Source organism: Stenotrophomonas sp. Br8, from assembly GCF_014763005.1.
In the GTDB taxonomy this organism is placed as follows: Bacteria; Pseudomonadota; Gammaproteobacteria; order Xanthomonadales; family Xanthomonadaceae; genus Stenotrophomonas; species Stenotrophomonas lactitubi.
On sequence record NZ_JACGTN010000021.1, the window covers coordinates 17,074 to 43,419 of the forward strand.

A 26,346-nucleotide genomic window follows, 5' to 3' on the forward strand; every position below is an offset into this window, starting at 1 on the left:
ATGTCCTCCACGCTCATCACCAACGCCCGCCTGGTCAACGAAGGCCGCACCTTCAAAGGCGACCTGCGCATCGAGAACGACCGCATCGCGCAGATCGGCAAAGGGTTGACCCCGCGTGATGGCGAACAGGTGGTGGATGCGGCCGGGCGCTGGCTGCTGCCCGGGATGATCGACGACCAGGTGCACTTCCGCGAACCAGGCCTGACCCACAAGGGCGACATCGCCAGTGAGTCGGCTGCGGCCGTGGCCGGTGGCCTGACCAGCTTCATGGACATGCCCAACACCAACCCGCCGACGCTCGACTCGACCATCCTCGAAGCCAAGTACGAGCTGGCACGCGGCCGTGCCTGGGCCAACTACGGCTTCTACCACGGCGCCAGCAACGACAACCTGGACGCCATCCGCGCGCTCGACCCGAAGAAGGCGCCGGGCGTGAAGGTGTTCATGGGGGCGTCCACCGGCAACATGCTGGTCGACAACCCGGAAACCCTGGACGCGATCTTCCGCGAGTGCCCGACCCCGATCATCACGCACTGCGAAGACACGCCGATGATCGATGCCAACCTGAAGGCCTTCCAGGAAAAGTACGGCGACGCGCTGACCCCGGAGATGCACCCGGACATCCGATCGCGCGAAGCCTGCATCAAGTCGACGCGGCTGGCGATGTCGCTGGCGCGCAAGCACGGCACCCGCCTGCATGTGCTGCACATTTCCACCGCCGACGAACTGGCGCTGTTCGAGAAGGGGCCGCTGATCCGCGCCGACGGCAGCCGCAAGCAGATCACCGCCGAGACCTGCGTGCACTTCCTGCACTTCGCCCGCCCGGACTACGCCACCAAGGGCAACCTGATCAAGTGCAATCCGGCGATCAAGGACGTGGCCGATCGCGAGGCGATCACCGCCGCATTGGCTGACGACGTGCTGGATGTCCTGGCCACCGACCACGCCCCGCACACCTGGGAAGAGAAGCAGAAGCCCTATGCGCAGGCGCCGTCCGGCCTGCCGCTGGTGCAGTACGCGCTGGTCGCCGCGCTGGAACGCGTGCACGAAGGCAAGCTGACCCGCGAGCAGGTGGTGCAGAAATTCGCCCACGCTCCCGCCCAGCTGTTCGACGTGGAAGAGCGTGGTTTCCTGCGCGAAGGCTACTTCGCCGACCTGGTGCTGGTCGAAGACGTGCCGTTCACGGTCAAGCGCGAGGACGTGCTGTCCAAGTGCGGCTGGTCGCCGTTCGAGGGCACCACGTTCCAATCGCGCATCGCCTCCACCTGGGTCAACGGCCAGCTGGTGTGGGACGGCAGTTCGCTGGTGGGCGAACCCGCTGGCCAGCGCATGACCTACGACCGCTGATGCGTTCGGCACTCATGTGCGGGGCGCTGCTGCTGGCAGCCCCCCTGTTCTCCGCACCGGCGGCACAGGCGCAGGACGGCATCGGCGACCTGATCGACAGCCGCGTGGTGTTCCCGGCCAGCGCTTCGCAGGGCGCGCTGGTGATCGGCAAGGTTCCCGCCGGCAGCAGCGTGCGCTTTGCAGGCCGCGAGCTGCGCGTGAGCAGCTACGGCAGCGTGGTGTTCGGCATCGGTCGCGATGAGAAGGGACCGCTGCAGGTACAGATCCGCCGACCGGATGGCGGCAGCGAGACAGCCACCGTCACCGTGACGCCGCGCGACTGGCCGACCGAGCGGGTGAACGGCGTGCCGCCGAAGACGGTCAATCCGCCACCGGCCATCGCCGAGCGGATCAAGCGCGAGCAGGCGCAGGTCACCGCGGCGCGCGCACGCGACGACAACCGCACCGATTTCACCCAGACCTTCATCTGGCCGGTGCAGGGTCGCATCAGCGGCCGCTTCGGCAATGCGCGCGTGTACAACGGCCAGCCGGGTGCCGGTCACTCCGGCATGGACATCGCGGTGCCGACCGGCACCCCGGTGAAAGCACCGGCCGCTGGTGTAGTGACGTTCGCAGGCCCGGATCTGTACCTGACCGGCGGCACCTTGCTGCTCGATCACGGCTTCGGGGTCAGTTCGAACTTCCTGCACCTGTCGCGCATCGACGTGAAGGTCGGTGATCGCGTCGAACAGGGCCAGGTGATCGCCGCCGTCGGCGCGACCGGCCGTGCCACCGGCCCGCATCTGCACTGGGGCATGAACTGGTTCGACACCCGCATCGATCCGCTGCTGGTGCTGGAACGCAGATAACGCGCGCAGCTTCCCCGCCGGGCATGGCCCGGCGCTACCGCGGGACGGATCGTTTATCGCACATGGGCCGTGCGCTGAATTGGTAGCGCCGGGCCATGCCCGGCGAGCGCAGCGGCCAATCGTTCAGCCGCGCGCGGCCCACCACACGCGCAGCAACGTGCGCACCGGCGTCGCTTCAATCGGCTTGCCGGCGGCCTGCGCCGCCAGGCGGGCACGCGCCAGGCTCGACCACACGCGGCGCGCGCGCGGACCGGGCACACGGGCGCCCCACCCTTTCAGCAGCTGCTGCGCCCAACGCTGCGCAGCATTGCCGGCATCTTCGTCCAGCAGGCTGCGCGGCACGCCGGCCACGCCAGCGTCTTGCAGGCGCTGGGCCAGTGTCTGCTGCAGCACCGCACGACCCGCGCCCTTGCGCGGCGTGTCGGCAAACACCACCGCCTCGACCGCCGCCACCGCTTCGGCATAGTTGCCCAGCGCGCGCTCGGCACCGGCAGCGTCCAGCGCCACGGTGCGCGCCTCGACCAGATCCGGCAGCGCCTCGGCCAGCTGCGCCCACGGTGCGCGCACCGGCTCCAGCACACGGCCCAGCGGATGCCGCGAACGCTGCGCGGCCCAGCTGCGCAGTTCCTCGCCCCACCAGGCCAGCTTGGCGTCGGCCGGCAGCGGGTCGCCACTGGTGTTGAGCATATCGTCGAATTCCTGCAGCAGCGCGAACCACGCCAGCGCGACAGGGCGCTGTGGTTCGGCCACGAACGGCTCGGCCACCGACCATTCCGGCCAGCGGCTGCGCCACTTGTCGAGGAAACTATCCAGCGCGGTACTGCTCACTACGTTGTTCCTTACGGCTGGGCCGGGGTCGCCGGCCGGGTCGGCCAGAGACTGGCCAGTTGCAGAAGTCCAGCGCGCTCGACCAGCACATCGGCGTGCCAGGCCAACGGGTCATCGCTGTGCAGGCGGTAGCCCCACAGCGCCGCCACCGACGGCATGCCGGCGGCACGCGCGGCGATGATGTCGCGCTCATCGTCGCCGACATACACGCAGTCTTCCGGCGCAATACCGATGGCCTGCGCGGCGTGCAGCAGCGGCAACGGATGCGGCTTGCGCTCGGCCAGGGTGTCACCGCCGACCAGCACGGCGCAGCGTTGCTGCCACTGCTGCTGCGGCACGATCAGCTGTGCCAGGTATTCCGGCTTGTTGGTGACGATGCCCCACACCGTACCGGCCGCGTCCAGCGCATCGAGCATGCCGACAACCCCGTCGAACAACACGGCGTGCTGGCCGATCGAAGCTTCGTAGCGCTGCAGGAACTCGGGAATCAGTGCATCGCGCTCGGCCGCTTCCAGTTCTGGAAACGCGGCCGACACCATCGCCCGCGAGCCCTTGGACACCACCGGCCTCAACTGCGCCGGATCGATCGGTGCGCGACCGCGCTCGGCCAGCATCGCATCGAGGGTGGCGACGAAGTCCGGTGCGCTGTCGAGCAGCGTGCCGTCCAGGTCGAACAGCACTGCACGCGGGAACGCTGCGGCGGTCACGGCGCCTTGACCGCGTGGGCCAGGTAGTTGATGTCGGTGCGGCTGCTCAGGCGGGCGCGGTTGCGCCACGGCTCGTAGGCCATGCCGCTGACATCGGCCAGCTGCAGGTCGGCCTCGCGCAGCCAGCGCGCCAGCTCGGCCGGCTTGATGAATTCCTGGTAGTGGTGGGTGCCCTTGGGCAGCAGCCGCGCCACGTACTCGGCACCGACAATGGCCACTGCAAAGGCTGCAGCCGTGCGGTTGATGGTGGACAGGAACAGATGGCCGCCCGGCTTCAGCAGGCGCTTGCAGGCCTCGATGATCGCGCCCGGATCTGGCACGTGCTCGAGCATTTCCATGCAGGTCACCACGTCGAAGCTGCCCGGCTGTTCGGCGGCCAGGTCCTCGGCGGCCTGTACCCGGTAGTCGACGCTGACACCACTTTCCAGTGCATGCAGGCGCGCGACCTTGACCAGCTCCGGCGCCAGGTCGATGGCGGTCACCTCGGCACCGGCCTGGGCCAGCGCTTCACTCAGCAGGCCGCCACCGCAACCGATGTCGAGCACGCGCGCACCACGCAGCGGCGCGCGGTCGGCAACGTACTGCAGGCGCACCGGATTCAGCGCGTGCAGCGGCTTCTGCGGGCCATCGGCGTCCCACCAGCGGTTGGCCAGCGCAGCGAACTTGTCCAGCTCGGCCTGATCGAAATTGGAAGAAGCGTGGGGGGCAGTCATGACGGTTGTCCTTGCGGCGCCTGTGCTCAGGCGCGGATATGACGGATGCGCTCGCGCCACTGGCGCGCGTTGGCGATGATGCCCGGCAGGTCCATGCCGACCAGCTCACGCTGCACCAGCTTGGGCTTGCCGGCGATCCAGACGTCGCTGACCTGTTGGCGCCCGGTGGCATACACCAGCTGCGACAGCACGTTGTGCAGCGGCTGGGTTTCCAGCGCGGACAGGTCGACGCAGACCAGATCGGCCTGTTTGCCGACCTCGATCGAGCCGATGCGCTCGCCGAAGCCCAGCGCGCGGGCGCCACCCAGCGTGGACGCGCGCAACGTGGTCGCCGCGTCCAGCGCGGTGGCATCGTCGGCCACGGCCTTGGCCAGGATCGCCGCGGTGCGGTTCTCGCTGAACATGTCCAGGTCGTTGTTGCTGGCGCAGCCGTCGGTACCGATGGCCAGGTTCACGCCGGCGCGCTGCAGGGCGCAGGCCGGGCAGAAACCGGAGGCCAGTTTCAGGTTCGATTCCGGGCAATGCACCACGCTGACGCCACGCTCGGCGCACAGGTGGATCTCGGCTTCGGTCAGCTGGGTCATGTGCACCGCGATCAGGCGGTCGTTGACCAGGCCGAGACGATCCAGCCGCGCCAGCGGACGCTGGCCGTGCAGCTTGATCGAATCGGTGATTTCCTGCGCGGTTTCATGGGTATGCAGATGCACCTGCATGTCCAGCTGGTCGGACAGCATCCGCACCCGCTCGAAATTGGCATCGTTCACCGTGTACGGCGCATGCGGCGCGAACGCGGTGCCGATCAGCGGATCGGTGCGCCACTGGTCGTGCAGTTCACCGGCCTTGGCGAAGTACTGGTCGTCGGTCTTGGCCCAGGCGGTAGGGAAATCGATGATCACCGCGCCGACCAGCGCGCGGAAGCCGTGCTTCTTGTAGACAGCGGCCTGCACGTCACCGAAGAAATAGTTTTCGTTGGCGCAGGTGGTGCCGCCACGCAGCATCTCGGCAATGGCAAGGGTGGTGCCGTCGGCCACGAATTCGGGGCCGATCACCGCCGCTTCCACCGGCCAGATGTGCTGCTGCAGCCAAGTCATCAGCGGCAGGTCGTCGGCGACGCCGCGCAGCAGGGTCATCGGGTTGTGCGTATGTGCGTTGACCAGGCCCGGCATCAGCGCGGCCTCGGGGCGGCTGACCACCTGGGTGGCGCGGAAACGCGCACGCGCTTCGGCACGCGGCAGGATGGCCACGATCTCACTGCCACGCACGGCGACGGCATGGTCTTCCAGCACCACCGCATGCGGCTCGATCGGGACCACGTAACCGGCTTCGATCAGCAGATCGCAGGCTTCGGGGAGGTGCGGGCTATCGCTCATGCGGGCTCACTGGCTATGGGGGAAGGACCGTACGTAGCCTTGGCTCCGACCTGGCGACTGATCACCGGTCAAACGGCTACCGCTGAGCTTCTTGAAGGCAAGCCCCTGAGTCAGGGGCGGCCGCGAAGCGGCGGGGTGTGGGTGCTGGTGAGCGGGGGCCCACGATCCGCATGGCGGATCGTGGGAGCGCCAGCGCGAATGCGCCGGCGCGTACCCGGATTACTTTACGCGCGAGGAGTACTCGCCCGAACGGGTGTCGACCTTGATGATTTCATCCTGGTTGACGAACAGCGGCACGCGCACCACGGCACCGGTTTCCAGGGTGGCCGGCTTGCCGCCACCGCCCGAGGTATCGCCACGGACGCCCGGGTCGGTCTCGGTGATCTTCAGTTCGACGAAGTTCGGCGGCTGCACGAAGATCGGCGAACCGTTGAACAGGGTCACGATGCAGGACTCCTCGCCCTTCAGCCACTTCTCGGCGCCGCCCATGCCGGCCTTGTCGGCCTGCACCTGCTCGAAGGTTTCCGGGTCCATGAAGTGCCAGTACTCGCCGTCGCTGTACATGTAGTCCATATTGGTATCGACCACATCGGCCACTTCCACGTCGTCGGTCGCCTTCATGGTCATTTCGACCGTGCGGCCCGACTTGATGAAGCGATAGCGCACGCGGGTGAAGGCCTGGCCCTTGCCCGGCTTGATGAACTCGGTCTCGGAGATGACGGCCGGTTCATTGTTGACCAGGATCTTCATCCCGTTCTTGACATCGTTCATGCCCGCAGTGGCCATGCTCAAGCTCCTCAAATGGCGAAACCGCCGCGCGTGCGGCGAGCCGGATAGAATGGAAAGCCCACCGGAACCCCGGCGGGCAACTGTTTATGTGTCCATGATAACCGCAGGCCCCCTCTCCATGCAGCTTTCCGCCTTCCCCCGGACCCAGTCGCCAGGCGCGCCCGCGCGCTGGCAGCAGCTGTGGCGGCAGGCCCTGCGCGACCCGCAGACGCTGCTGGCCCGGCTGGATCTGGATGCCGCGGCGCTGGGTGTATCAGAGGCCGCCATCGCCCAGTTCGCGCTGCGCGTGCCGGAGGGTTTCGTCGCGCGCATGCGCCGTGGTGATGCCCACGATCCGCTGCTGCGGCAGGTGCTGCCGATCGACGCGGAGATGCGCCCGGCCCCCGGGTTCAGCTTCGACGCGGTGGGCGACGGCGCAGCAAAGAAGGCCACCGGGGTCATCCAGAAGTACCGTGGCCGCGCCCTGCTGGTGGCCACCGGCAGCTGCGCGATCAACTGCCGCTACTGTTTCCGCCGGCATTTCGACTATGGCGCCGAAAACGCCGCCAAGGGGGGATGGCAGGAGGCGGTGGACGCCATCGCCGCAGACCCGGACATCGATGAGGTGATCCTGTCCGGCGGCGACCCGCTGTCGCTGGCCACCCACAAGCTGGCCGAGCTGACCGATGCACTGCGCGGCATCGCGCATATCCGCCGGCTGCGCATCCATACCCGCCTGCCGATCGTGCTGCCCGAGCGGGTGGATGATGAGCTGCTGGCCTGGCTGGGCGACCTGCCATGGCCGCTGGCGATCGTGGTCCACGCCAACCACGCCAATGAATTCGACGCCAGCGTCGATACCGCGATGGCCCGCCTGCGCGGCGTCGGCGCCCAGCTGCTGAACCAGGCGGTGCTGCTGCGTGGGGTCAACGACAGCGTGCAGGCGCTGCAGGACCTGAGCGAGCGCAGCTTCGCCGCCGGCGTGCTGCCCTATTACCTGCACCAGTTGGATCGGGTCGAGGGCGTGGCCCACTTCGAAGTGGACGACGTCCAGGCCAAGGCCCTGATTGCCGGCCTCACTGCCCGGCTGTCCGGCTATCTGGTACCCAAGCTGGTCCGCGAACTGCCCGGCGACCCGAGCAAGCGCCCGGTGTAACAGTAGATCCACGCCATGCGTGGATGGGCTTTTCTGGCAGAAACATCCACGCATGGCGTGGATCTACTGTCACACGCCCGCCTCGATCATCCGCACCACCTCGGTGGCAGTGACCGGGTGGCTCAATCGATAGCCCTGGCCCAGATCGCAGCCACGCTGGGCCAGCAGCTCGAACTGCGCCTCCTGCTCGATACCTTCGGCCACCACCGTGATGCCCAGTGCGTGGGCCATGGCGATGATCGCCGTGGTCAGGGCCAGATCGTCCGGATCGCGCTGCATGTCGGCGACGAAGCTCTTGTCGATCTTGACCCCGTCCACCGGCACCTGCCGCAGGTGGCTGAGACCGGAGAAGCCGGTACCGAAGTCGTCCAGCCACACCTTCACCCCTGCCCGGTGCAGGCGGTCCAGCAGCTGCGCGGCCAGCATCTCATCGCCGATCACCGCCGTCTCGGTCAGCTCCAGGTGCAGGCGCGAGGCCGGCAGGCCCGACTCCTGCAGGCACTGCGCGACCAACGCCGGCAGCTCGCCACCGCGCAACTGCCGTGGCGACACATTGACCGAGATGAACAGCTCGTCGCCGGCCACGCCGCTGGGCCACTGCACGGCTTCCATGCAGGCGGCACGCAGCACCTTCGGGCCGATGATCTCGATCAAGCCGCTCTGCTCGGCCACCTCGATGAACACTGATGGCGGGATCGTGCCCAGCGTCGGGTGCTGCCAGCGCAGCAGCACCTCCACACCGACCATGCGGCGGTCGCGCATGCGGAAGATCGGCTGGTAGGCCAGCCGCAGCTCGCCGCGCTCCCAGGCGCCGCGCAGCTCCTGCTCCATGTGCACGCGGCGTTCGACAGCGTGATCCATGGCCCGGCTGTAGTAGCGGTAGCAGTTCTTTCCCGCCATCTTTGCCTGGTACATCGCGATGTCGCCGTTCTTCAGCAGCGTTGTCGCATCCGCAGCGTCGTCGGGGAACAGGGTCACGCCGATCGAGGTGCCCAGGAACAGTTCCCTGCCCTGCACCACCAGCGGCTTGCCCAGCTCGCGTACCAGCACTTCGGCCAGCAACCGCGCATTGGCCGCGACATCGCCATCGCCGACCAGGATCACGAATTCGTCGCCGCCGAACCGCGCCAGCAATGCGTCATCGCCGCCGGCCTCGGTCACTGCACGACCGATGCGCTGGGCGAACTGCAGCAGCGCCTCGTCACCAGCCTCATGGCCCAGCGTGTCGTTGACCCGCTTGAAATCATCGATATCGGCGAACAGCAGGCCCAACCGGTGATTGGATGCACGAGCGGCCATCAACCGGTGGTCCAGCGCCTCGCGGAACGCCAACCGGTTGGTGAGGCCGGTCAACGCGTCGGTGTAGGCCATGCGCCGCACTTCGCGGTCGTGGCGGGCAATCGCATCACGCATGCGGGCAAAGCCGCGCACCAGTTCACCCACCTCGTCATCGCGGGTGTTTTCCCGCAGCGGCGCCTGGTAGTCGCCGGCTTCGATGCGCCGGGCAGCCGCGGCCAGATCGCGGATCGGCGCCACCAGCGTGCGCTGCACGTAAAGGATCACCACCACGCCGATCACCACCAGCAGGCCCAGCATCAGCAGCAGCCAGCCCAGATGCCGGCTTCCCATCTGCTGCAGCCGCTCGCCGAGGGTCGCATTGGCCGCCTGCTCTCGCTGCAGCACTTCATCCAGCGCCATGCCGACGCGGACACCACCGATGCGCTGATTGCCCATCCTGATCGGCATCGCGTTGTCGAGCACCGTGGGCGATTGCTGCACCACCAGCGACTGGGCGGCAACCGCCCCGGCAGCCAGCGGATCGGTCATCGGCTGTCCGGATCCGGGCACCCCGGCCGAGCCGTCGTGGACCAGCCGCCCGCGGTCGTCGAACACCAGTACGTAGCGCACCACCGGCTGCCGCGAAATGCTGCGCACCAGCGCCCCGACCTGGTCCAGGTCGTTGTTGCGGAGCGGACTGGCAAGTGCATCGGACAGCTCGCGCACCATGGCCTCGCCACGGCTGCGCACGCTGCGGTCGAACAGTTCGTGGATGACACCGTTGCTGAGCGACCTCACCTCGCCCTGCATCGCCGCCTGCCGCCCCAGCAGCACGGCCAGGATCGCCACCACCACCAGCATCGCCCCGCCCATCGCAAGCAGGAACCGGGCCTGCATCCCCGAGCCGAGCAACTTCATTCCACTTCCATCCGCACGCGCGTCAACCCTTGTTTCAATCCATCCAGCCACGGCTGCGCATGCGCATCGACGCGGCGGAAACCGGAAGCCCCCAACACCTTCTCAAACGCACTCTGCACCCGCCGATAACAGACGACACGCGGCAGCGCGCCGGACGCGCGGCCGAACGCCGGCGGCGCCGGTCCGGCAACCGCACGGTCCACACTGCCGAGCGCATGATCCTGCGTCATCGCGAGTCGCCCCTCTCCGCTGCCCAACGCCCCCATCGCCGTCCCGGCCAGCAGGGCCAAGGCCAGGCTCAGCAGTTCCCCCTGCATTGCCCTACGCAGACCCGACACAAGCTTCATCCCCCAAGGGTATCCAGACAGACTACCCGAAAAAATGGGGCCGTCGTCAGCTGTCCTTGTCGTTCTTCTGGGCCAGGCGCGCCATGCGCTGGGTATCGGCCAGGATCCCGCGCAGCAGGCGCACTTCCTGCTCGCTTGGCTCGCTGCGCAGGAACAGACGGCGCAGCTTGCGCATCGCCGACTCGGGCGCGCGCCCCTTGTGGAAATCGATCTCGTCCAGCGTCTCGCCGAGCTGGGCGAAGAAGCTCTCCATCTGATCGTGGCTGGCAGCCTGCTCGCGGCTGTCCGGCCCGGTCGCGGCCACGGGCTGTGCGCCCAGCAGCTGCATGCGCACTTCATAGGCCAGCACCTGCACCGCGGCGGCCAGGTTGAGCGAGCTGAACTCAGGGTCGGACGGAATGTGTACTGCTGCATGGCACAGCTGCAGCTCCTCGTTGGTCAGGCCGGTACGCTCACGGCCGAACACCAGCGCCACCTCGGCGCCTTCGCCGGCCTTGGCCACTGCGCGGACGGCGGCATCGGCCGGCAGGAACTCCTCCAGCTGGACCCGGCGCGCACGTGCGGTGCACCCCAGCACGAACCGGCAGTCGGCCACGGCTTCGGCCAGGGTGGCCACCACCGGTGCGTTGCCGAGCACGTCCTCGGCACCGGCCGAGCGCCGGAAGGCCTCTTCATCAAGCGGCTTCTCCGGTGCTACCAGCACCAGGCGGGCCAGGCCCATGGTCTTCAGGGCACGGGCGGCGGCGCCCATGTTGCCGGGGTGTTGGGTCCCGACCAGGACGAATCGGAGGCGGGTAGCGGCAGGAAACTGGGACATGAACAGGGAAAATGTCGAGCTGGACGAAGACCAATGGTAAACTGTGCGGCCGGCCACTGCGCCGGACCCGCTCTTTTCCCCCGCCAGCCCTTCTCTTCTGCCCTTCCGGGAGCCCATGCCATGCAGAAACCCGCCGTAACCGTCATGGTCAAGGCCGCCCGCCTCGCCGGCAACGTCCTCTTGCGCAACATCAACAAGCTCGAGGCACTGAATGTAGTCCAGAAGGGCCGCATGGACTACGCCAGCGAAGTCGATGCGGACGCGGAAAAGGTGATCGTCAAGGAACTCAAGCGCGCTTACCCCGAGTACGGCATCTTCGGTGAAGAAGGTGGTGTGCAGAGCGAGCGTCGCCACATGTGGGTCATCGACCCGCTGGACGGCACCAGCAACTACCTGCGCGGCGTACCGCACTACTGCGTGTCGATCGCCCTGGTCGAGAACGGCGAGCCGACCGACGCGGTGATCTTCGACCCGCTGCGCAACGAACTGTTCACTGCCAGCCGCGGCGCCGGCGCCGTGCTCAACGACCGCCGCATCCGCGTGGCCGACCGCAAGGATCTGGAAGGCACCATGATCCACACCGGTTTCGCCCCGCGCGAGCGCGCACGCGCCAGTGCGCAGCTGAAGTCGGTGGACGCCCTGCTGGTGCACGCCGAGGACATCCGCCGCTCGGGTTCGGCCGCGCTGGACCTGGCCTACGTGGCCTGTGGCCGCGCCGATGCCTACTTCGAGGCTGGCGTGAAGGCCTGGGACATCGCCGCCGGCGTGCTGCTGGTGCGCGAAGCCGGTGGGAAGGTCTGCGACTTCAAGGGCGCGACCCCGGCCCGCATGGACAACCGCGGCCCGGACACCCAGCAGATCGTGGCCGGCAACCTGAAGGTGGCCGAGTCGCTGCAGAAGGTGCTGGTCAACACCGGTTACGCTGCCGAGTTCGACGCGAAGTTCTGAATTTCCGCGTAAAGCGGTTCATGGAGACGGCACCTGCGAAGGTGCCGTTTTCGTTTGCGCGGTGATCGTGCTTGTTACTTTCTTTGCTCGTGCAAAGAAAGTAACCAAAGAAACACGCCGCCATCCGCGAGCCGGTGCTGCGCACCGGTGCCCTGCGCTTCTCGGGGAATCAGGGGACGGCGCCGAACTCGCTGCGCTCAGACATCGGCGCCTCTGCGCCCCTGATTCCCCTGCGATGCTCGGCTCGCTACAAGGCGGACCCAACGTCAAAGGCTACAGCTGCACCCAGTAGATCCACGCCATGCGTGGATGCTCTTGCCGTTGATCTTGATCTTCCAGTCCGCCTTATAGCGAGCCGAGCACCGCAGGTCCGGCGAGGGCGAAGAGGTGCCGCTGTCCTGTAGAGCCGACTGCTAGTCGGCTGACTTCCCGCATCGCCCCTCGACGGACCGAGGAGCGCAAGGAACCGACATCCGAAGCACGACGGCTCGCGACTGGCGGCGCGTTTCTTTTGGTTACTTTTCTTTTCGCGCGAAAAGAAAAGTGACGCCCATGAACTTATCGGATCGCAACAACAAAAACGCCCGGCGCGAGGCCAGGCGTTCCTGCATCTCCATCGGAAGCCAGAGCTTACGCCGCGGTTGACGCCCGCAGCGCGGCAATGCGCTCTTCCAGCGGCGGGTGGCTCATGAACAGCTTCTTCGCGGTCGAACCGGCAATACCGAACGCGGCGATCTGCGTCGGCAGGGTGCTCTGGCCATGGTTGAGCTGCAGTCGCTCCAGCGCCGAGATCATCTTCTGACGGCCCGCCAGCGAAGCACCGCCCGCGTCGGCACGGAACTCGCGGTGGCGCGAGAACCACATCGAGATCATCGTGGCGAACAGGCCGAACACCATCTCCAGCACGAATACGATGATGTAGTAGGCAAAGCCACGGCCGCCGCCTTCACGGTTGCCGGACATCGCGCTGTCGATCACGCCGCCGACCACGCGGGCCAGCACGATCACGAAGGTGTTCAGCACGCCCTGCAGCAGTGCCATGGTGATCATGTCACCGTTGGCGACGTGGGCGATCTCGTGGCCGAGCACGGCTTCGGCTTCGTCCTCGCTCATGTTCTGCAGAAGGCCGGTGGACACCGCCACCAGCGCGTTGTTGCGGTTCGCACCGGTGGCGAACGCGTTGATCTCCGGGCCGTCATACACCGCGACTTCCGGCATGCCGATACCGGCCGCCTTGGCTTGGCGCTCGACGGTGGCCAGCAGCCAGCGCTCGGTCTGGTTGCGCGGCTCGGTGATCACCACCGCGCCGGTGGAGCGCTTGGCCATCCACTTGGACAGCAGCAGCGAGATGAGGGAGCCACCGAAACCGAAGATCGCGGCCATGACCAGCAGGCCGCTCATCTGGTTCGAATTGACCCCCAGCAACGACATCACGATGCTGGCGAGGATCAGGACCGCGAGATTGGTCGCCAGGAACAGGGCAATGCGGGTAAACATGGGAAATTCCGGCTTGGAAGGGGTCGATATCCGTCAATTTGCGGTGCGGTCAGCTTGAATTCAAGCGCCAACCTGACCGACGATTCAGCCTGCATGACTTTCTCCCTTCCCTGCGGCCGTTTCGCGCCCTCGCCCACCGGCCTGCTGCATCCCGGCTCCCTGCTCGCCGCCTTCGGCAGCTGGCTGCTCGCGCGACACCATGGCGGCCTGTGGCGGTTACGCATCGAGGACGTCGATCCACCCCGCACGGTTGCCGGTGCGGCACAGGCGCAACTGCAGACCCTGGCCGCGTTCGGTCTGGTCCATGACGGGCCGGTGATCTGGCAAAGCGCGCGCGGCGATGCCTATCAGACTGCGCTTGACCGCCTGCTGGCCGATGGCCACGCGTTTGTCTGCCACTGCAGCCGCAGCGATCTGGCCGCCAACGGTGGCCTGCATCACCACTGCGTCGCGCGGCAGACAAGACCGGACCCCGCCGTCCGCTTCCGGGTACCTGCGGGCAGCGTGGTGCATTTCGAGGATGGCCTGCGTGGCCGGCAACAACAGGATGTCCATGCCGAGATCGGCGACTTCGTACTGCGCCGCGCCGACGGCTGCTGGGCCTACCAGTTGGCGGTGGTCGTCGACGATGCCGCGCAGGGCGTGAACGAGGTCGTACGTGGCGCCGACCTGCTCGATTCCACCGCCCGGCAGATCCTGCTGCAGCAGGCACTCGACCTGCCGACGCCGCGCTACTGGCACCTGCCGCTGCTGCTGGATGCACCGGGCCACAAACTGTCCAAGTCACTGGCCGCGTTGCCGGTGGAAGCCCGCGAGCCGGTACCGGTGCTGCGCCGGTTGTGGGAACTGCTGGGCCAGCCGAGCACCGCACTGGAAGGCATCGACGATCGCGATGCACTGCTGGCCGCCGCGCAGCACAGTTTCGACCCCGGCCTGCTGCCGCGCGCGGACATCCTGCTGCCGGCGGGCGCACTTTCCGCGCCGATGTTGCAGAATCCCCCTTCCCCCACCTGATATCCGGACAGCTTTCCATGACATCTCGCGTCGCACTGGTCACCGGCGGAACCGGCGGCATCGGTACCGCCATCTGCCAACGCCTGGCCGACCAGGGCCACCGCGTCGCCACAAACTACCGTGACGAGGCCAAGGCCCGCGCCTGGCAGCAGGCGATGACCGAACGCGGCTACCAGGTGTCGATCTTCCCGGGCGATGTCTCCGACTCGGCCAGCGCCGAAGCCCTGATCCGTGCGGTCGAAGCCGAACTGGGCCCGGTCGAGATCCTGGTCAACAACGCCGGCATCACCCGCGACACCACCTTCCACCGCATGCGCGCGGAGCAGTGGCACGATGTGATCAACACCAACCTCAATTCGGTGTTCAACGTCACCCGCCCGGTCATCGAAGGCATGCGTCGACGCGGCTGGGGCCGGGTCATCCAGATCAGCTCGATCAACGGCCTGAAGGGCCAGTACGGCCAGGCCAACTACGCCGCCGCCAAGGCCGGAATGCACGGCTTCACCATCTCGCTGGCGCGCGAGAATGCAGGCTTCGGCATCACCGTGAACACCATCTCGCCCGGCTATGTGGCCACCGACATGGTGATGGCGGTGCCCGAGGAAGTGCGCGCCAAGATCATCGCCGACATCCCGACGGGGCGCCTGGGCAAACCGGAAGAAATCGCCTATGGCGTGTCCTTCCTGGTAGCCGAAGAGGCCTCGTGGATCACCGGCAGCAACCTGGACATCAACGGCGGCCACCACATGGGCTGGTAAACGGCGCCAAGATCGAAGGATCCTGTGCTGCACCCTGCCGTTGGTCATGCTGCGCAGCACGCAAAGCCTTGTTGCGCAACATTCCGGCGACGGAAAACCAAGCCTGGCGGGGGCTGGGGCGGTTGCAACCGCTGCTGCACTGCGCCATGCTGCGCGTCTACTGTGACGAGTACCGCTTCATGGCTGCGACCCGCATCATCAAGAAGTATCCGAACCGCCGTCTGTACGACACCGAGATCTCCAGCTACATCACCATCGAGGACGTGCGCCAGCTGATCCTCGACGGCGAAGACTTCGAAGTCCGCGACGCCAAGAGCGGCGACGACCTGACCCGATCGGTCCTGCTGCAGATCATCGCCGACCAGGAGCAGGACGGTGAACCGATGCTCTCCACCCAGCTGCTGAGCCAGCTGATCCGCTTCTACGGCGATTCCCTGCAGGGCTTCATGGGCAACTACCTGGAGCGCAGCATGCAGGTCTTCCTCGACCAGCAGCAGCAGTTCCGCCAGCAGATGGGCAACCTGCTGGGGCAGACGCCGTGGGCGATGATGAACCAGCTGACCGAGCGCAACCTGGAGCTGTGGCAGGAATTCCAGCGCAACATGGGCAGCGGTTTCGGTGGCCCGCGTCCCGGTGGCACCGGAACGGGCACCGGCACCGGCACGGCCGGCAAGCCGAGCGAGCCGACCGGCGGCACCGGTACCGGCGGCAAGACCCGCCGCTGAGGCAACCGCCCCGGCTGATACGAAAACGGCGCGCCATGGGCGCGCCGTTTTGTTTTCAACGCCACCACGCGTGGCGTGGATCTACGGACGTTTGGCCTTGCATGCCGAGCACACCCGCTCGACCTTGTAGCCCTTCGCGCGCAGCTTCTCCACCACGCCATCGTTGCCCAGCAGGTGCAGGCCGCCCACCACCACCAGCGTACCGCTCTGCCCGGCCTGCAGGTACGGCAGCAGCTTCGGCACCCATGCATCGTTGCGGTCGGTATTGATGCGCTGATAGAGCTGCGGATACTTCTGGCGCATCTCCACGCCCATCCGGTTCCACAACAGGCGATCATCGCCGCGACGCCAGGCCTCATGCAGCATCTGCGCCTGGGCATCGCCCTTGCCTGCTTCGTCCAGCGCCTCGGACAGCATCTGCCGCTGCTCCTGCACGCTCATGCCATCGAGCAGGTTGATCTGGCTGGACATGTCTTCCAGGCCTGCGGTCTTCTTGCCCGCCTTCTGTGCCCGCTGCATGAAGTGGCGGTCCAGCCCCAGCGCCGGGTCCAGGCCCAGCTTCTGCATCTGCGCCACGGTGATGGTCAGGCCGACGAACCACGCTTTCATGCCCTGCAGCTGCGCCAACGGCAGTTTGTTCTGCGTCGCATAGGCCTGCAGCTTCTGCCAGGTCGGCGCATCCAGGTCGCGCTTGAGCTCGCTGCCATCCTTGCGGGTAGCGACCTGCACCATCTGGCTGGCCATCTGCGGCGACTGCAGTTCCTCTGGCGTCACTTCGAACAGCACGCGCTGCGAGGCTTCAAATGCCTGCTCGACATCGGTCGACAGCGGATAGTCCTGTGGCTTCAACAGATGGAAGGAGCCCAGCAGGTACAGGCGTGCATCTCCCTGCCCGGTGACCTTCCACAGCAGCGGCACCGGCGGCTTGCCAGCCGATGTGTCGGCTGGCGCATCGCGCGCGATGGCCAACGGGCCGGCGGCGCAGGCAACGAGAAAAACGGCACTGCGCAACAACAGTTTCATCAACATGTTCAGCCCTCTCCTTCAGGCAGGTGATACGCCTTCTCACCCGCTTCCACGCGCAGATCCAAGCGGTTTTCCGGCGGCGCCAACGGGCAGGTCGCATAAGCGGTGAACGCGCACGGTGGGTTGTGGGCGTGGTTGAAGTCGATCGTCACGTGACCGTCGGCGGTGGGCGCATCGGTATCCAGATAGCGGCCAGCAGGATAGCTGCCGTGGCCACTGGTACGGTCGGCGAAGATCAGGAACAGCGGCTGCCCCGGCTCGCCGATCGCTTCCAGCCGCCAGCTGCGGCCGTCACGATCGAATTCCACCGCACCGGCGTTGGGCATCTCGGTGGTCAGTCCGGTGATGTCCACGATTGGCAGGGTCTTGCCTGGTGGATGCGCGATGAAACGCGCCTGCACCTGCCATTGCGGTCCACCGGGCCAGTACTGCAAGCCGGCGAAATCGCGGCGCGCGGGTGCATCGGCATGCTTGACCCGCAGCGCATCGCGCGCGCCGCGACGGATCAGGCTGAGCTGGCCCTTGCCACCATCGAAGGCCAGCAGGGTCGGCTGCGGATCCTTGTCGGTATCCATGCGGACACGCCCGCGCACAGGCTGTCCGTCGAGGGTGACATCCGTGCCGGACTCCGGCGTGAACCACCACTGGTCGCCTTCACGGCGCAACAGCCCCAGCTTGGCCGGCCCCACCGCCAGGCGGATGCCGCTGGTGGCACCACTGCCGACGAAGTGCGACCGGTTCTGCAACCAGTGCAGGCCGACCAGCGCGGTCCACCCATCGGGCCGGGTCAGGTCCTGGTAACGCAGCACCCGCCATTGCTGTTGCCGCGCGGCAAATGCCGGATCCTCAACGACGGCTGGCGCCGGCGTCGATGCCGGGCTGCAGGCCGCCAGCAACAGGGCCGCCAGCAGGCCGCCCATTCCCCAAAGTCGCATCGGTGCTCCCCTCAACGTCCGCGCAGGAACCAGCGGTCGATCTCCGCCAGCGAAAAACGGGCCCAGGTCGGCCGGCCGTGGTTGCACTGGCCGGACCGCTCGGTGATTTCCATGTCGCGCAGCAGCGCGTTCATTTCCGGCACGGTCAGGCGCCGGTTGGCACGCACGGCGCCATGGCAGGCCATGGTCGACAGCAGCTCGTCGCGCGCAGTGGCGATGCGACGGCTCTGGCCATGCTCGCGCAGGTCGGTCAGTACGTCGCGCAGCAGGCCTTCGGGCTCGGCATGGGCCAGCAGCGCCGGGATGCTGCGCACGTGCAGTGCGCCCGGTCCGGCGCGGGTGATCTCGAACCCGAGGGCGGCCAGCGTATCGGCCTCCGCTTCGGCGGTGTCGGCTTCGCGCTCGCCCACCGCCAGGGTGATCGGCACCAGCAACGGCTGCGACTGCAGGCCGATGCCATCGTGCGCATTCTTCAACCGCTCGTAGCCGATGCGTTCGTGCGCCGCATGCATGTCGACCACGATCAGGCCTTCGGCATTCTCGGCCAGGATGTAGATGCCATGCAGCTGAGCAACGGCGTAACCCAGCGGCGGCACCCCGGCGTCGGCACTGGTGACCGGCAGTCCGTTCTCCATCGGCATCGGCGGCAGCGCAGCACCGCGCTCGGCACCGGCGGGCGATGCATACAGCGCAGCATAGGCCGCGGGTGCATCGGCAACCTGCAGGCCCAGCGGCTGCTGGGGTCGCCATCCGGAAAAGCCACCACTTCCGCCCTGTCCCGCACCGGGTGCCGGACCGCGCACGTAGCCGAAGCTGGAGGCCGTGGCCCCCGGCATCGCAGACGCGCTGCCGCCCTCGACCGGATGCACGGCGCCCGCACCGATCTCCTGCGCGCTCATGCCGGCGCGGGTGTCGGCCAGCGCATCCTTCAAGGTGCGGTAGACGAAGTCATGCACCAGCCGCGAGTCACGGAAGCGCACCTCATGCTTGGCCGGGTGCACGTTCACATCGACGCGCGTCGGGTCCAGTTCCAGGAACAGCACATAGGCTGGCTGCCGACCGTGATACAGCACGTCGCCGTAAGCCATCTTCACCGCGTGGGCAACACTGCGGTCACGTACCGAACGGCCGTTGACGTACAGGTACTGCTGATCGGTGCTGGCACGCGAATAATGCGGCTGCGCGATCCAGCCATGCAGGCGCAGGCCGGCACTGCTGTGGTCCACGCGCACGGCCTGGCTGGCGAAGTCTTCGCCCAGGGTCTCGGCCAGGCGCACGTCCGAATACAGGTCGCCCGGCTTGTAGCGACGCGAGGCCTTGCCGTTGTGCGAGACACGCAGCTCGACATCGGGACGGGCCAGCGCCAGCGAGCGCAGCCACTCTTCGATATGCCCCAGTTCGGTGCGCTCGGCACGCAGGAACTTGCGCCGCGCCGGCACGTTGTAGAACAACTCGCGCACTTCCACCGTGGTGCCCGGCGCATGCGCGCGCGGGGTCACCTCGCCGATCTTTCCGCCTTCGATCTGCAGTGCCGAACCGTGCTCATCATGGGCACGGCGCGAGGACAGGGTGAAACGGCTGACCGAGGCGATCGACGGCAGCGCTTCGCCACGGAAACCCAGCGTCGCCACTGCTTCCAGCTCGTCCAGGTTGGCGATCTTGCTGGTGGCGTGCCGCGAGACGGCCAGCGGCAACTGTTCTGCGGCAATGCCGCTGCCGTTGTCGCGGATGCGGATCAGGCGCACACCGCCTTCTTCCAGTTCGATATCGACGCGGCTGGCGCCGGCATCGATCGCGTTCTCAACCAGTTCCTTGACCACCGATGCGGGCCGTTCGACCACCTCACCGGCGGCAATCTGGTTGATCAGGATTTCCGGCAACGGCCGGATCGGACGCGGATCGGGCGCGTTCATGGGCAGATGGGGCAGGCAGACGTCATGCCACGATGATAGCGGAGCGGCGACAGGTAGAGTCGAGATCCACCATGTGCAGCGCCAGCCAGGCAGGGCCCGGGTCTAGCAGAAGCGGGCGATCCAGCGGTTTACTTGCTGCCGCCAGCCACGGTGCTTGCGGCGTCGATCTCGGCCTGCGCGCGTGCGGCGTACAACGTCCCCGGCGGCGGTTGGCGGCTGAAGAACGTGTGCACGCCGTCCAGCACTGCACCGGCGACCTTGCGCTGGTAGGCGGGGTCGATCAGGCGGCGCTCTTCATCCGGGTTGGAGATGAACGCGGTTTCCACCAGCATCGCCGGCATGTCCGAGGTGCGCAGCACGGCGAAGTTGGCGCGCTCGATATTCGGCTTGTGGTTGTTGCCGATCCGCTTCAGCCCGCCCAGCACGTGCCCGGCAGCATCCTCGGAGGATTTCATGTACCCGCTCTGGGCCAGATCCAGCAGGACGTTGGCCAACGTGCCTTCGGTCTGCTGCAGGCGCACGCCACCGACCAGATCGGCCGCGTTTTCCTTGTCCGCCAACCAGCGCGCACGCTGCGAAGAGGCGCCCTTGGTCGACAGCACGTACACCGACGAACCGGTGGCCGAGCGGTTCTCGGCGGCATCGGCGTGGATCGAAATGAAGATGTCGGCCTTGTTCGCGCGTGCCTTCTGCGCACGCATCGGCAGCGGGATGAACACATCGCTGTCACGGGTCAGGAACGCTTTCAGGCCAGGCGTGGCATTGACCTGTCGGGCCAATTCACGCGCCACCGCCAGGGTGACGTCCTTCTCACGCTTGCCGGTCGGGCCGATGGCACCGGGGTCCTGGCCGCCATGGCCGGGGTCGATCGCAACCACCAGATGACGCATGCCCGGCTGCATGCGGATGCGCGAGGCATCGCTGGGCATGGTCGGACGCGGCGACTCGGTCGGCGCAACGGGCGTCGGCACCGGCTTCGGCTGGGTGGCCACCACCGCAGCGGTGGCATGACCGGCCAGGATCGCGGCCGGCGATGACGTCGGCGTGCTGCTGGCGGTGGTGCCCGCTGCCGCCATCTGCACCGGCGCGGTGCTCGGCGCAGGCGTCGGCGCGGCGGGTGCCGCGGCGCTGGCGCTGGCCTGCTGCTGGACCTGCGCGGTCAACAGCGCGGTGGCCCGCGCGGCATCGCCACGGGACTGTGCGGTCTGTGCCGGGGTCGGGGTCGGGTTCGGGCCCTGGGGTGGAGCCGGGCTCACCGAAGATGCTGCGGGCGGCTGCGTCGGCGCAGGGGTCACCGCTGGTCGGCTGGCGGCCACGACCGGACCATCGCCCGGCCACTCGATCACCAGCTTGGATTCATTGCCTTCGCGCTGCATCTGCGGGCGGAAGGGCGCGACCGTCTCAGCCAGGTCGAATACGACACGGAATGTTCCCGGCACCGGCTGTCCGGTGCGCACCGCCGTGACTACGCCCTGCGGCGAGGGCATCTTCAGGTTGCGCACCGCGCTGGAATCGGGGAAATCGACCACCAGCCGGTTCGGGCCGGCCAAGGACAAGGTCTTGTAGCCGCCACTGCCGACCAGCGCGATTTCCGCACGGGTTCCGGTAGAACCGGTGTTCAGCAGCACCTGACGGACCTCACCGGCCCACGCACTGACGCTCGCCAGACCAAGTCCGACGGCGGCACAGATGGCAATGAGTCGATTCCCCGGGCGCATGACTCAGGATTCAATCACCCCACTGAACGGAATGCAATACCTTTTTCCTTAATAATCCGTAACCTGCCGGTGTTTGTTCTCGTCAGCCGACAGAAAGGGCCTGCAAGTCGCCACCTCCGGGAAGCCGCAACAGCCATTCACGTCCCGCGTCGCTGATGCCAGTGAGACGCACGCGGCGCCCCTGCCCTTCAATCTCCAGTGCGACCACCAGATCGGTGGGCGGAAGTGCGCCGGCACCGCGCTCGGGCCATTCGACCAGCCACAGCACGGCACTGCCCTCGTCCAGCCCAAGGAAATCCAGCTCGCCGGCCTGGCCGATGCGATACAGGTCCAGGTGCCAGGCTTCGCCGCCACTGGACAACGGATAGCGCTCGACCAGCGTGTACGTGGGGCTGCGGATCGCGCCCTGCACGCCCAGCGCCCGCAGCAGCGCGCGTGCCGTGGTTGATTTGCCGGCGCCAAGATCGCCGCGCAGTTCGACCAGCGCCTGCGGAGGACGTGTGGCTGCCAGCCACTGCCCCAGCAATTCGGTGGCATCGCTGTCGGCAAGGAAGAATTCGGTCATCGGGAACATTCCGGGTTGGCCAGCCGCCGCAGGGGCGCCAGCAGATCAGTGGGAAGCAGGCCGCGCGCACCGTCGGCAGCGGCGACGTCACCGGCCAGGGCATGCAGCAGCGCACCGCCGGCCGCCGCATCGAACGCGGGCAGGCCCTGTGCGCGCAGGCTGGCGATGATGCCGGTCAACAGGTCACCCATGCCACCTACCGCCATTCCCGGGTTGCCGGCAGCAATCAGTCGAGGTCCGCGGCCGGGCGCGGCGACGATGCTGCCAGCGCCCTTCAGCACCACCACCGCGTGATAGCGCTCGGCCAGCGCCTGCGCGCTGCCATAGCGATCTGCTTGGATTGCCGCCGTGGTGGTTTCCAGCAAGCGCGCGGCTTCGCCGGGGTGCGGGGTCAGGATCGCATCGGCCAGCGCATGCGCATCCTGCGCCAGCAGGTTCAGTGCATCGGCGTCGATCACCAGCGGCAGGCCCGACTGCAGGACACGCGCATACAGCGCCCGCGCCCATTCGTCCTGGCCCAGACCCGGGCCGATCGCTACGACCTTGGCTTTTGCCAGCAACGCGGGCAGCGCAGCGCCATCTTCCAGCGCATGCGTCATCGCCTCAGGCAACCTCGCCAGCAGCGGGCCGACATGATCCTGACGCGTGCCGATGCTCAGCAGACCTGCACCAGCGCGCAGCGCGGCTTCGGCAGCCATCGCGATGGCACCGCCGCTGCCATGGTTGCCGCCCACGCACAGCACATGGCCGGATTCACCCTTGTGGCTGTTGGCACGGCGCGGCGGCAGCAGATCCGGCAGGCGCGACTGCGTCCAGCATTCTGCAGCGGCAACGACACCCTGCCAGGCCTCGTCGGGCAGCGTCAGCGGTGCCAGCTGTCTGCGCCCGGTGTATTCCAGCGCGTCGCCGGTGTACAGGCCACGATGGGCGACGATGAACTGCAAGGTCAGGGTCGCGCGCACGGCTACGCCCGGCACGCAGCCACGGTCGGCATCGACGCCGCTGGGTACATCCAGCGCCAACACCGGTGACCGCTGCGCGTTCAGCGCCTCGATCAAAGCCTGCGCCGCACCGCTTGGTGCGCGGGCGAAGCCGAGACCGAACAGGGCATCGACCCATACATCGGCCTGGACCAGTTCGCCGTTGAAATCAGCGGTGGTTCCCCCAGCGGACTTAAAATCCGTCGCGGCGCGCTGCGCCAGTGCCGTGGAAGGCGGGCTGCCCGGCAGCGCGACCACCTGAACCTGCAGCCCCGCCTGCAGCGCATGGCGGGCCAGCACGTAACCATCGCCGCCATTGTTGCCGCTGCCAACAACCACGCCGATCCGGCGCGCCTGTGGCCAGTGCTGCAGCAGGCACTGCCAGGCCGCCTGCCCCGCCCGGGCCATCAAACCCCAGCCACCCTCGCCCGCCAGCGCGGAGGCCTGGGCATCGAGTGCGCGTGCGGCACGGGAATCGAACAGATCGGCAAGGTTGGCCATGCGGGGATTTTATACTGGTGCACATGTCCCCCGTCCCCGCCCCCCTCGATCCGGCCCTGGCCGTACAGCGCATCCGCGACCTCGCGCGTGCGCATGGTTTCCAGCGCTGTGGTATCGCCGGCATCGAACTGGGCGAGGATGAGGCGCACCTGGCCGACTGGCTGGGCCAGGGCCTGTACGGCACGATGGACTGGATGGCCCGCCACGGCACCCTGCGCGCGCGCCCTGCAGAGCTGCTGCCCGGCACCGTGCGGGTGATCTCGGTGGGCATGGACTACAGCCACAAGGATGACACCGAGGCCTGGGCCACGTTGGCCGATCCGGGCCGCGCCTATGTGGCGCGCTACGCGCTCGGCCGCGATTACCACAAGCTGATGCGCAATCGCCTGCAGAAGCTGGCCACGCAGATCAACGATGAGGTAGCGCCGCTGGGCTACCGCGTCTTCGTCGACTCGGCGCCGGTGCTGGAACGCGCACTGGCCCGCAACGCGGGGCTGGGCTGGATCGGCAAGCACACCTGCCTGATCGACCGCCACGGCGGCTCGTGGTTCTTCATCGGCGAGATCTACATCGATATCCCGCTGCCGATTGATACGCCGGCCAGCGCCCACTGCGGCACCTGCACCCGTTGCATCGACGTCTGCCCGACCCAGGCCATCACCGGCCCGCAGCGCCTGGATGCACGCCGCTGCATTTCCTACCTGACCATCGAGCATGACGGTGCGATTCCCGTGGAGATGCGCCCCCTGATCGGTAACCGCATCTATGGCTGCGACGACTGCCAGCTGGTCTGCCCCTGGAACAAGTTCGCCAAGCGCACCGACGAGGCCGACTTCCGCGCGCGCAACAACCTGGACACCGCGCGCCTGGACCAGTTGTTCGCGTGGGACGAAGCTGAATTCCTGCGCCGTACCGAAGGCAGCCCGATCCGCCGCAGCGGCCACGAGCGCTGGCTGCGCAACATTGCCGTGGCACTGGGCAATGCGTCGACCACGGCAGAGACGCTGTCGGTACTGCAGACACGCGCCGAGGATGCTTCACCCGTGGTCCGCGAACACGTGCAATGGGCGCTGGGCCAGCACGGCCTGCGCTGACGTGCGATCCTGAGGCCCCTGCTCCATCTGCCCCACGCCGTAACCATGCAGCCACGCAACAACGACGTCTTCACCCCCAGCCAGCTCAATACCCTCGCCCGCGACCTGCTGGAAGGCAGCTTCCCGGCGATCTGGGTGGAAGCCGAACTGGGCAGCGTGGCGCGCCCGGCGTCCGGCCATCTGTACTTCACCCTGAAGGACGCGCGTGCACAGTTGCGCGCTGCGATGTTCAGGATGAAGGCGCAGTACCTGAAGTTCGTGCCGCGCGAGGGCATGCGCGTGCTGGTGCGTGGCAAGGTGACCCTGTACGACGCCCGTGGCGAGTACCAGATGGTGCTGGACCACATGGAGGAAGCTGGCGAAGGCGCACTGCGTCGCGCGTTCGAGGAACTGAAGGCGCGGCTGGAGACCGAGGGTCTGTTCGACCCTGGACGCAAGCGGCCGATGCCGGCCCACGTGCAGCGCCTGGCGGTGATCACCTCGCCTACCGGTGCCGCCGTGCGCGATGTGCTGAGCGTGCTCGGCCGCCGCTTCCCGTTGCTGGAAGTGGATCTGCTGCCGACCCTTGTGCAGGGCGCGACCGCCGCCGCGCAGATCACCCGCCTGCTGCAGGCCGCCGATGCCAGCGGCCGCTACGACGTGATCCTGCTGACCCGCGGCGGTGGCTCGCTGGAAGACCTGTGGGCGTTCAACGATGAAGCCCTGGCCCGTGCAATCGCCGCCAGCGGCACGCCTGTTGTATCGGCGGTGGGTCACGAAACCGACTTCAGTCTTAGCGATTTTGCCGCTGACCTGCGCGCGCCGACGCCATCGGTGGCCGCAGAACTGCTGGTGCCCGATCAGCGCGACTTGGCCCTGCGCCTGCGCCGCAACGCGGCTCGCATGGTGCAGCTGCAACGCCACGCCCTGCAGCAGGCCATGCAGCGCGCCGATCGTGCCCTGCTGCGCTTGAATGCACAAAGCCCGCAGGCACGGCTGGATCTGCTGCGCCGACGCCAGCTGGACCTCGGGCGTCGACTGCATGCGGCGCACAACCAGCAGCAGGAGCGTCGCGCGGCCCGCCTGCGCCACGCCGCCGCAGTGTTGCGCGGTCACCATCCGCAACGGCAGATGGAGGCGCTGCGACGTCGCCTGGCCGCACTGGGCGGGCGCCCGCAAGCGGCGCTGCAGCGACTGCTGCAACGTGATGCACTACGCCTGCGCGGCCTTGCACGTTCGCTGGAAGCGGTCAGTCCGCTGGCGACCGTCGCGCGTGGCTACAGCATCGTGACCCGTGCAGACGATGGCGCGCTGGTGCGTCGGGTCGAGCAGGTGCAACCGGGTGACGCACTGCAGGCCCGCGTCGGAGACGGCGTGATCGACGTCCAGGTGACGGCGGTCAAATAAGGGGGGTTCGGCAGGGCTGCGCCCTGCACGTGCAGAGGCGTTCAAGCAACGGCAACGTCAAATGCAACAGCCGGCGCTGAGCTATCTGTGGGTTTGGTGGGGCGGTGTCGGATTGCGGGGACGCCGCAAGTACGTCCTTGTAGGCTTGGCAGCCGCATCCATGCGGCTGACACCCCGCAATCCGACACC

General features: G+C 67.5%; 23 protein-coding genes and 1 pseudogene. 9 read left to right on the forward strand and 15 right to left on the reverse strand.

What is annotated here, in order from left to right; genetic code table 11:
• Both H3005_RS18095 and H3005_RS18100 read left to right on the forward strand, forming a co-directional pair.
• Positions 1-1,347, forward strand: a complete 1,347-nt coding sequence (locus H3005_RS18095; protein ID WP_100553042.1) for a dihydroorotase — start codon at positions 1-3, stop codon at positions 1,345-1,347.
• Positions 1,347-2,195 carry a M23 family metallopeptidase gene (locus tag H3005_RS18100; protein ID WP_165780991.1) on the forward strand — a complete coding sequence of 283 codons (849 nt, stop codon included), beginning with the start codon at positions 1,347-1,349 and terminating at the stop codon, positions 2,193-2,195. Before H3005_RS18095 ends, H3005_RS18100 begins: the two co-directional genes overlap by 1 nt.
• 123 nt (positions 2,196-2,318) lie before the next feature.
• Here the strand turns inward: H3005_RS18100 and H3005_RS18105 are convergent, their stop codons facing one another.
• From H3005_RS18105 to efp, 5 genes are all read right to left on the reverse strand, one after another.
• Positions 2,319-3,023, reverse strand: a complete 705-nt coding sequence (locus H3005_RS18105; RefSeq protein WP_100553043.1) for a phytoene/squalene synthase family protein — start codon at positions 3,021-3,023, stop codon at positions 2,319-2,321.
• An 11-nt stretch (positions 3,024-3,034) separates the two neighbouring features.
• Positions 3,035-3,730 carry a phosphoglycolate phosphatase gene (locus H3005_RS18110; protein WP_100553044.1) on the reverse strand — a complete coding sequence of 232 codons (696 nt, stop codon included), beginning with the start codon at positions 3,728-3,730 and terminating at the stop codon, positions 3,035-3,037.
• Entirely contained in the window at positions 3,727-4,443 is a 717-nt protein-coding gene (ubiG, locus tag H3005_RS18115; RefSeq protein WP_033831579.1) for a bifunctional 2-polyprenyl-6-hydroxyphenol methylase/3-demethylubiquinol 3-O-methyltransferase UbiG, read from the reverse strand. Before ubiG ends, H3005_RS18110 begins: the two co-directional genes overlap by 4 nt.
• Positions 4,444-4,469: 26 nt before the next feature.
• Positions 4,470-5,813 carry a TRZ/ATZ family hydrolase gene (locus H3005_RS18120; protein ID WP_191078706.1) on the reverse strand — a complete coding sequence of 448 codons (1,344 nt, stop codon included), beginning with the start codon at positions 5,811-5,813 and terminating at the stop codon, positions 4,470-4,472.
• 219 nt (positions 5,814-6,032) lie between these two features.
• A complete protein-coding gene (gene efp, locus H3005_RS18125; RefSeq protein WP_006379771.1) occupies positions 6,033-6,599 on the reverse strand; it encodes an elongation factor P in 567 nt (188 codons plus the stop codon).
• A gap of 97 nt (positions 6,600-6,696) precedes the next feature.
• Between efp and epmB the strand changes: the two genes are divergently transcribed.
• A complete protein-coding gene (gene epmB, locus H3005_RS18130; RefSeq protein WP_100553045.1) occupies positions 6,697-7,737 on the forward strand; it encodes an EF-P beta-lysylation protein EpmB in 1,041 nt (346 codons plus the stop codon).
• A 69-nt stretch (positions 7,738-7,806) separates the two neighbouring features.
• Here epmB and H3005_RS18135 read toward each other — a convergent pair whose 3' ends face one another.
• From H3005_RS18135 to H3005_RS18145, 3 genes and pseudogenes are all read right to left on the reverse strand, one after another.
• Positions 7,807-9,933: an EAL domain-containing protein gene (locus H3005_RS18135; RefSeq protein WP_191078707.1), complete on the reverse strand. Its 2,127-nt coding sequence runs from the start codon at positions 9,931-9,933 to the stop codon at positions 7,807-7,809.
• Positions 9,930-10,025 (reverse strand): annotated as a pseudogene (locus H3005_RS21150) (metal-binding protein); the annotation flags it as partial. The pseudogene H3005_RS21150 and the gene H3005_RS18135, both read right to left, overlap by 4 nt.
• A 301-nt stretch (positions 10,026-10,326) precedes the next feature.
• Positions 10,327-11,097 carry an RNA methyltransferase gene (locus H3005_RS18145; protein ID WP_191078708.1) on the reverse strand — a complete coding sequence of 257 codons (771 nt, stop codon included), beginning with the start codon at positions 11,095-11,097 and terminating at the stop codon, positions 10,327-10,329.
• A gap of 120 nt (positions 11,098-11,217) precedes the next feature.
• On the opposite strand from H3005_RS18145, the gene H3005_RS18150 reads away from it, so the two are divergent.
• On the forward strand, positions 11,218-12,045 hold the full coding sequence (locus tag H3005_RS18150) for an inositol monophosphatase family protein (protein ID WP_089236240.1): 828 nt from the start codon (positions 11,218-11,220) through the stop codon (positions 12,043-12,045).
• Positions 12,046-12,675: 630 nt separating this feature from the next.
• On the opposite strand, the gene htpX is transcribed toward H3005_RS18150, so the two are convergent.
• On the reverse strand, positions 12,676-13,542 hold the full coding sequence (gene htpX / locus H3005_RS18155) for a protease HtpX (protein ID WP_191078709.1): 867 nt from the start codon (positions 13,540-13,542) through the stop codon (positions 12,676-12,678).
• A gap of 93 nt (positions 13,543-13,635) precedes the next feature.
• Between htpX and gluQRS the strand changes: the two genes are divergently transcribed.
• The 3 genes from gluQRS (at position 13,636) to phaR (ending at position 16,039) form a co-directional block, all read left to right on the forward strand.
• Positions 13,636-14,556 carry a tRNA glutamyl-Q(34) synthetase GluQRS gene (gene gluQRS, locus H3005_RS18160; protein ID WP_191078710.1) on the forward strand — a complete coding sequence of 307 codons (921 nt, stop codon included), beginning with the start codon at positions 13,636-13,638 and terminating at the stop codon, positions 14,554-14,556.
• A 17-nt stretch (positions 14,557-14,573) separates the two neighbouring features.
• Positions 14,574-15,314: an acetoacetyl-CoA reductase gene (phbB, locus tag H3005_RS18165; RefSeq protein ID WP_089236243.1), complete on the forward strand. Its 741-nt coding sequence runs from the start codon at positions 14,574-14,576 to the stop codon at positions 15,312-15,314.
• A 179-nt stretch (positions 15,315-15,493) separates the two neighbouring features.
• A complete protein-coding gene (gene phaR, locus H3005_RS18170; RefSeq protein WP_108265878.1) occupies positions 15,494-16,039 on the forward strand; it encodes a polyhydroxyalkanoate synthesis repressor PhaR in 546 nt (181 codons plus the stop codon).
• Positions 16,040-16,120: 81 nt separating this feature from the next.
• Here phaR and H3005_RS18175 read toward each other — a convergent pair whose 3' ends face one another.
• The 6 genes from H3005_RS18175 to H3005_RS18200 form a co-directional block, all read right to left on the reverse strand.
• Complete coding sequence (locus H3005_RS18175) at positions 16,121-17,068, reverse strand: TraB/GumN family protein (RefSeq protein ID WP_191078711.1); 948 nt, start codon at positions 17,066-17,068, stop codon at positions 16,121-16,123.
• A 2-nt stretch (positions 17,069-17,070) separates the two neighbouring features.
• A complete protein-coding gene (locus H3005_RS18180; RefSeq protein ID WP_191078712.1) occupies positions 17,071-18,000 on the reverse strand; it encodes a DUF1684 domain-containing protein in 930 nt (309 codons plus the stop codon).
• 11 nt (positions 18,001-18,011) lie between these two features.
• Complete coding sequence (mutL, locus tag H3005_RS18185; protein ID WP_100553052.1) at positions 18,012-19,913, reverse strand: DNA mismatch repair endonuclease MutL; 1,902 nt, start codon at positions 19,911-19,913, stop codon at positions 18,012-18,014.
• Positions 19,914-20,041: 128 nt separating this feature from the next.
• On the reverse strand, positions 20,042-21,631 hold the full coding sequence (locus H3005_RS18190; RefSeq protein WP_191078713.1) for an N-acetylmuramoyl-L-alanine amidase: 1,590 nt from the start codon (positions 21,629-21,631) through the stop codon (positions 20,042-20,044).
• Positions 21,632-21,713: 82 nt separating this feature from the next.
• A complete protein-coding gene (tsaE, locus tag H3005_RS18195; RefSeq protein ID WP_191078714.1) occupies positions 21,714-22,196 on the reverse strand; it encodes a tRNA (adenosine(37)-N6)-threonylcarbamoyltransferase complex ATPase subunit type 1 TsaE in 483 nt (160 codons plus the stop codon).
• On the reverse strand, positions 22,193-23,677 hold the full coding sequence (locus H3005_RS18200) for an NAD(P)H-hydrate dehydratase (RefSeq protein WP_191078715.1): 1,485 nt from the start codon (positions 23,675-23,677) through the stop codon (positions 22,193-22,195). Before H3005_RS18200 ends, tsaE begins: the two co-directional genes overlap by 4 nt.
• Positions 23,678-23,700: 23 nt before the next feature.
• On the opposite strand from H3005_RS18200, the gene queG reads away from it, so the two are divergent.
• On the forward strand, positions 23,701-24,771 hold the full coding sequence (gene queG, locus H3005_RS18205) for a tRNA epoxyqueuosine(34) reductase QueG (RefSeq protein ID WP_191078716.1): 1,071 nt from the start codon (positions 23,701-23,703) through the stop codon (positions 24,769-24,771).
• 45 nt (positions 24,772-24,816) lie between these two features.
• A complete protein-coding gene (gene xseA, locus H3005_RS18210) occupies positions 24,817-26,157 on the forward strand; it encodes an exodeoxyribonuclease VII large subunit (protein WP_191078717.1) in 1,341 nt (446 codons plus the stop codon).
• The last annotated feature ends 189 nt before the right edge of the window (positions 26,158-26,346 follow it).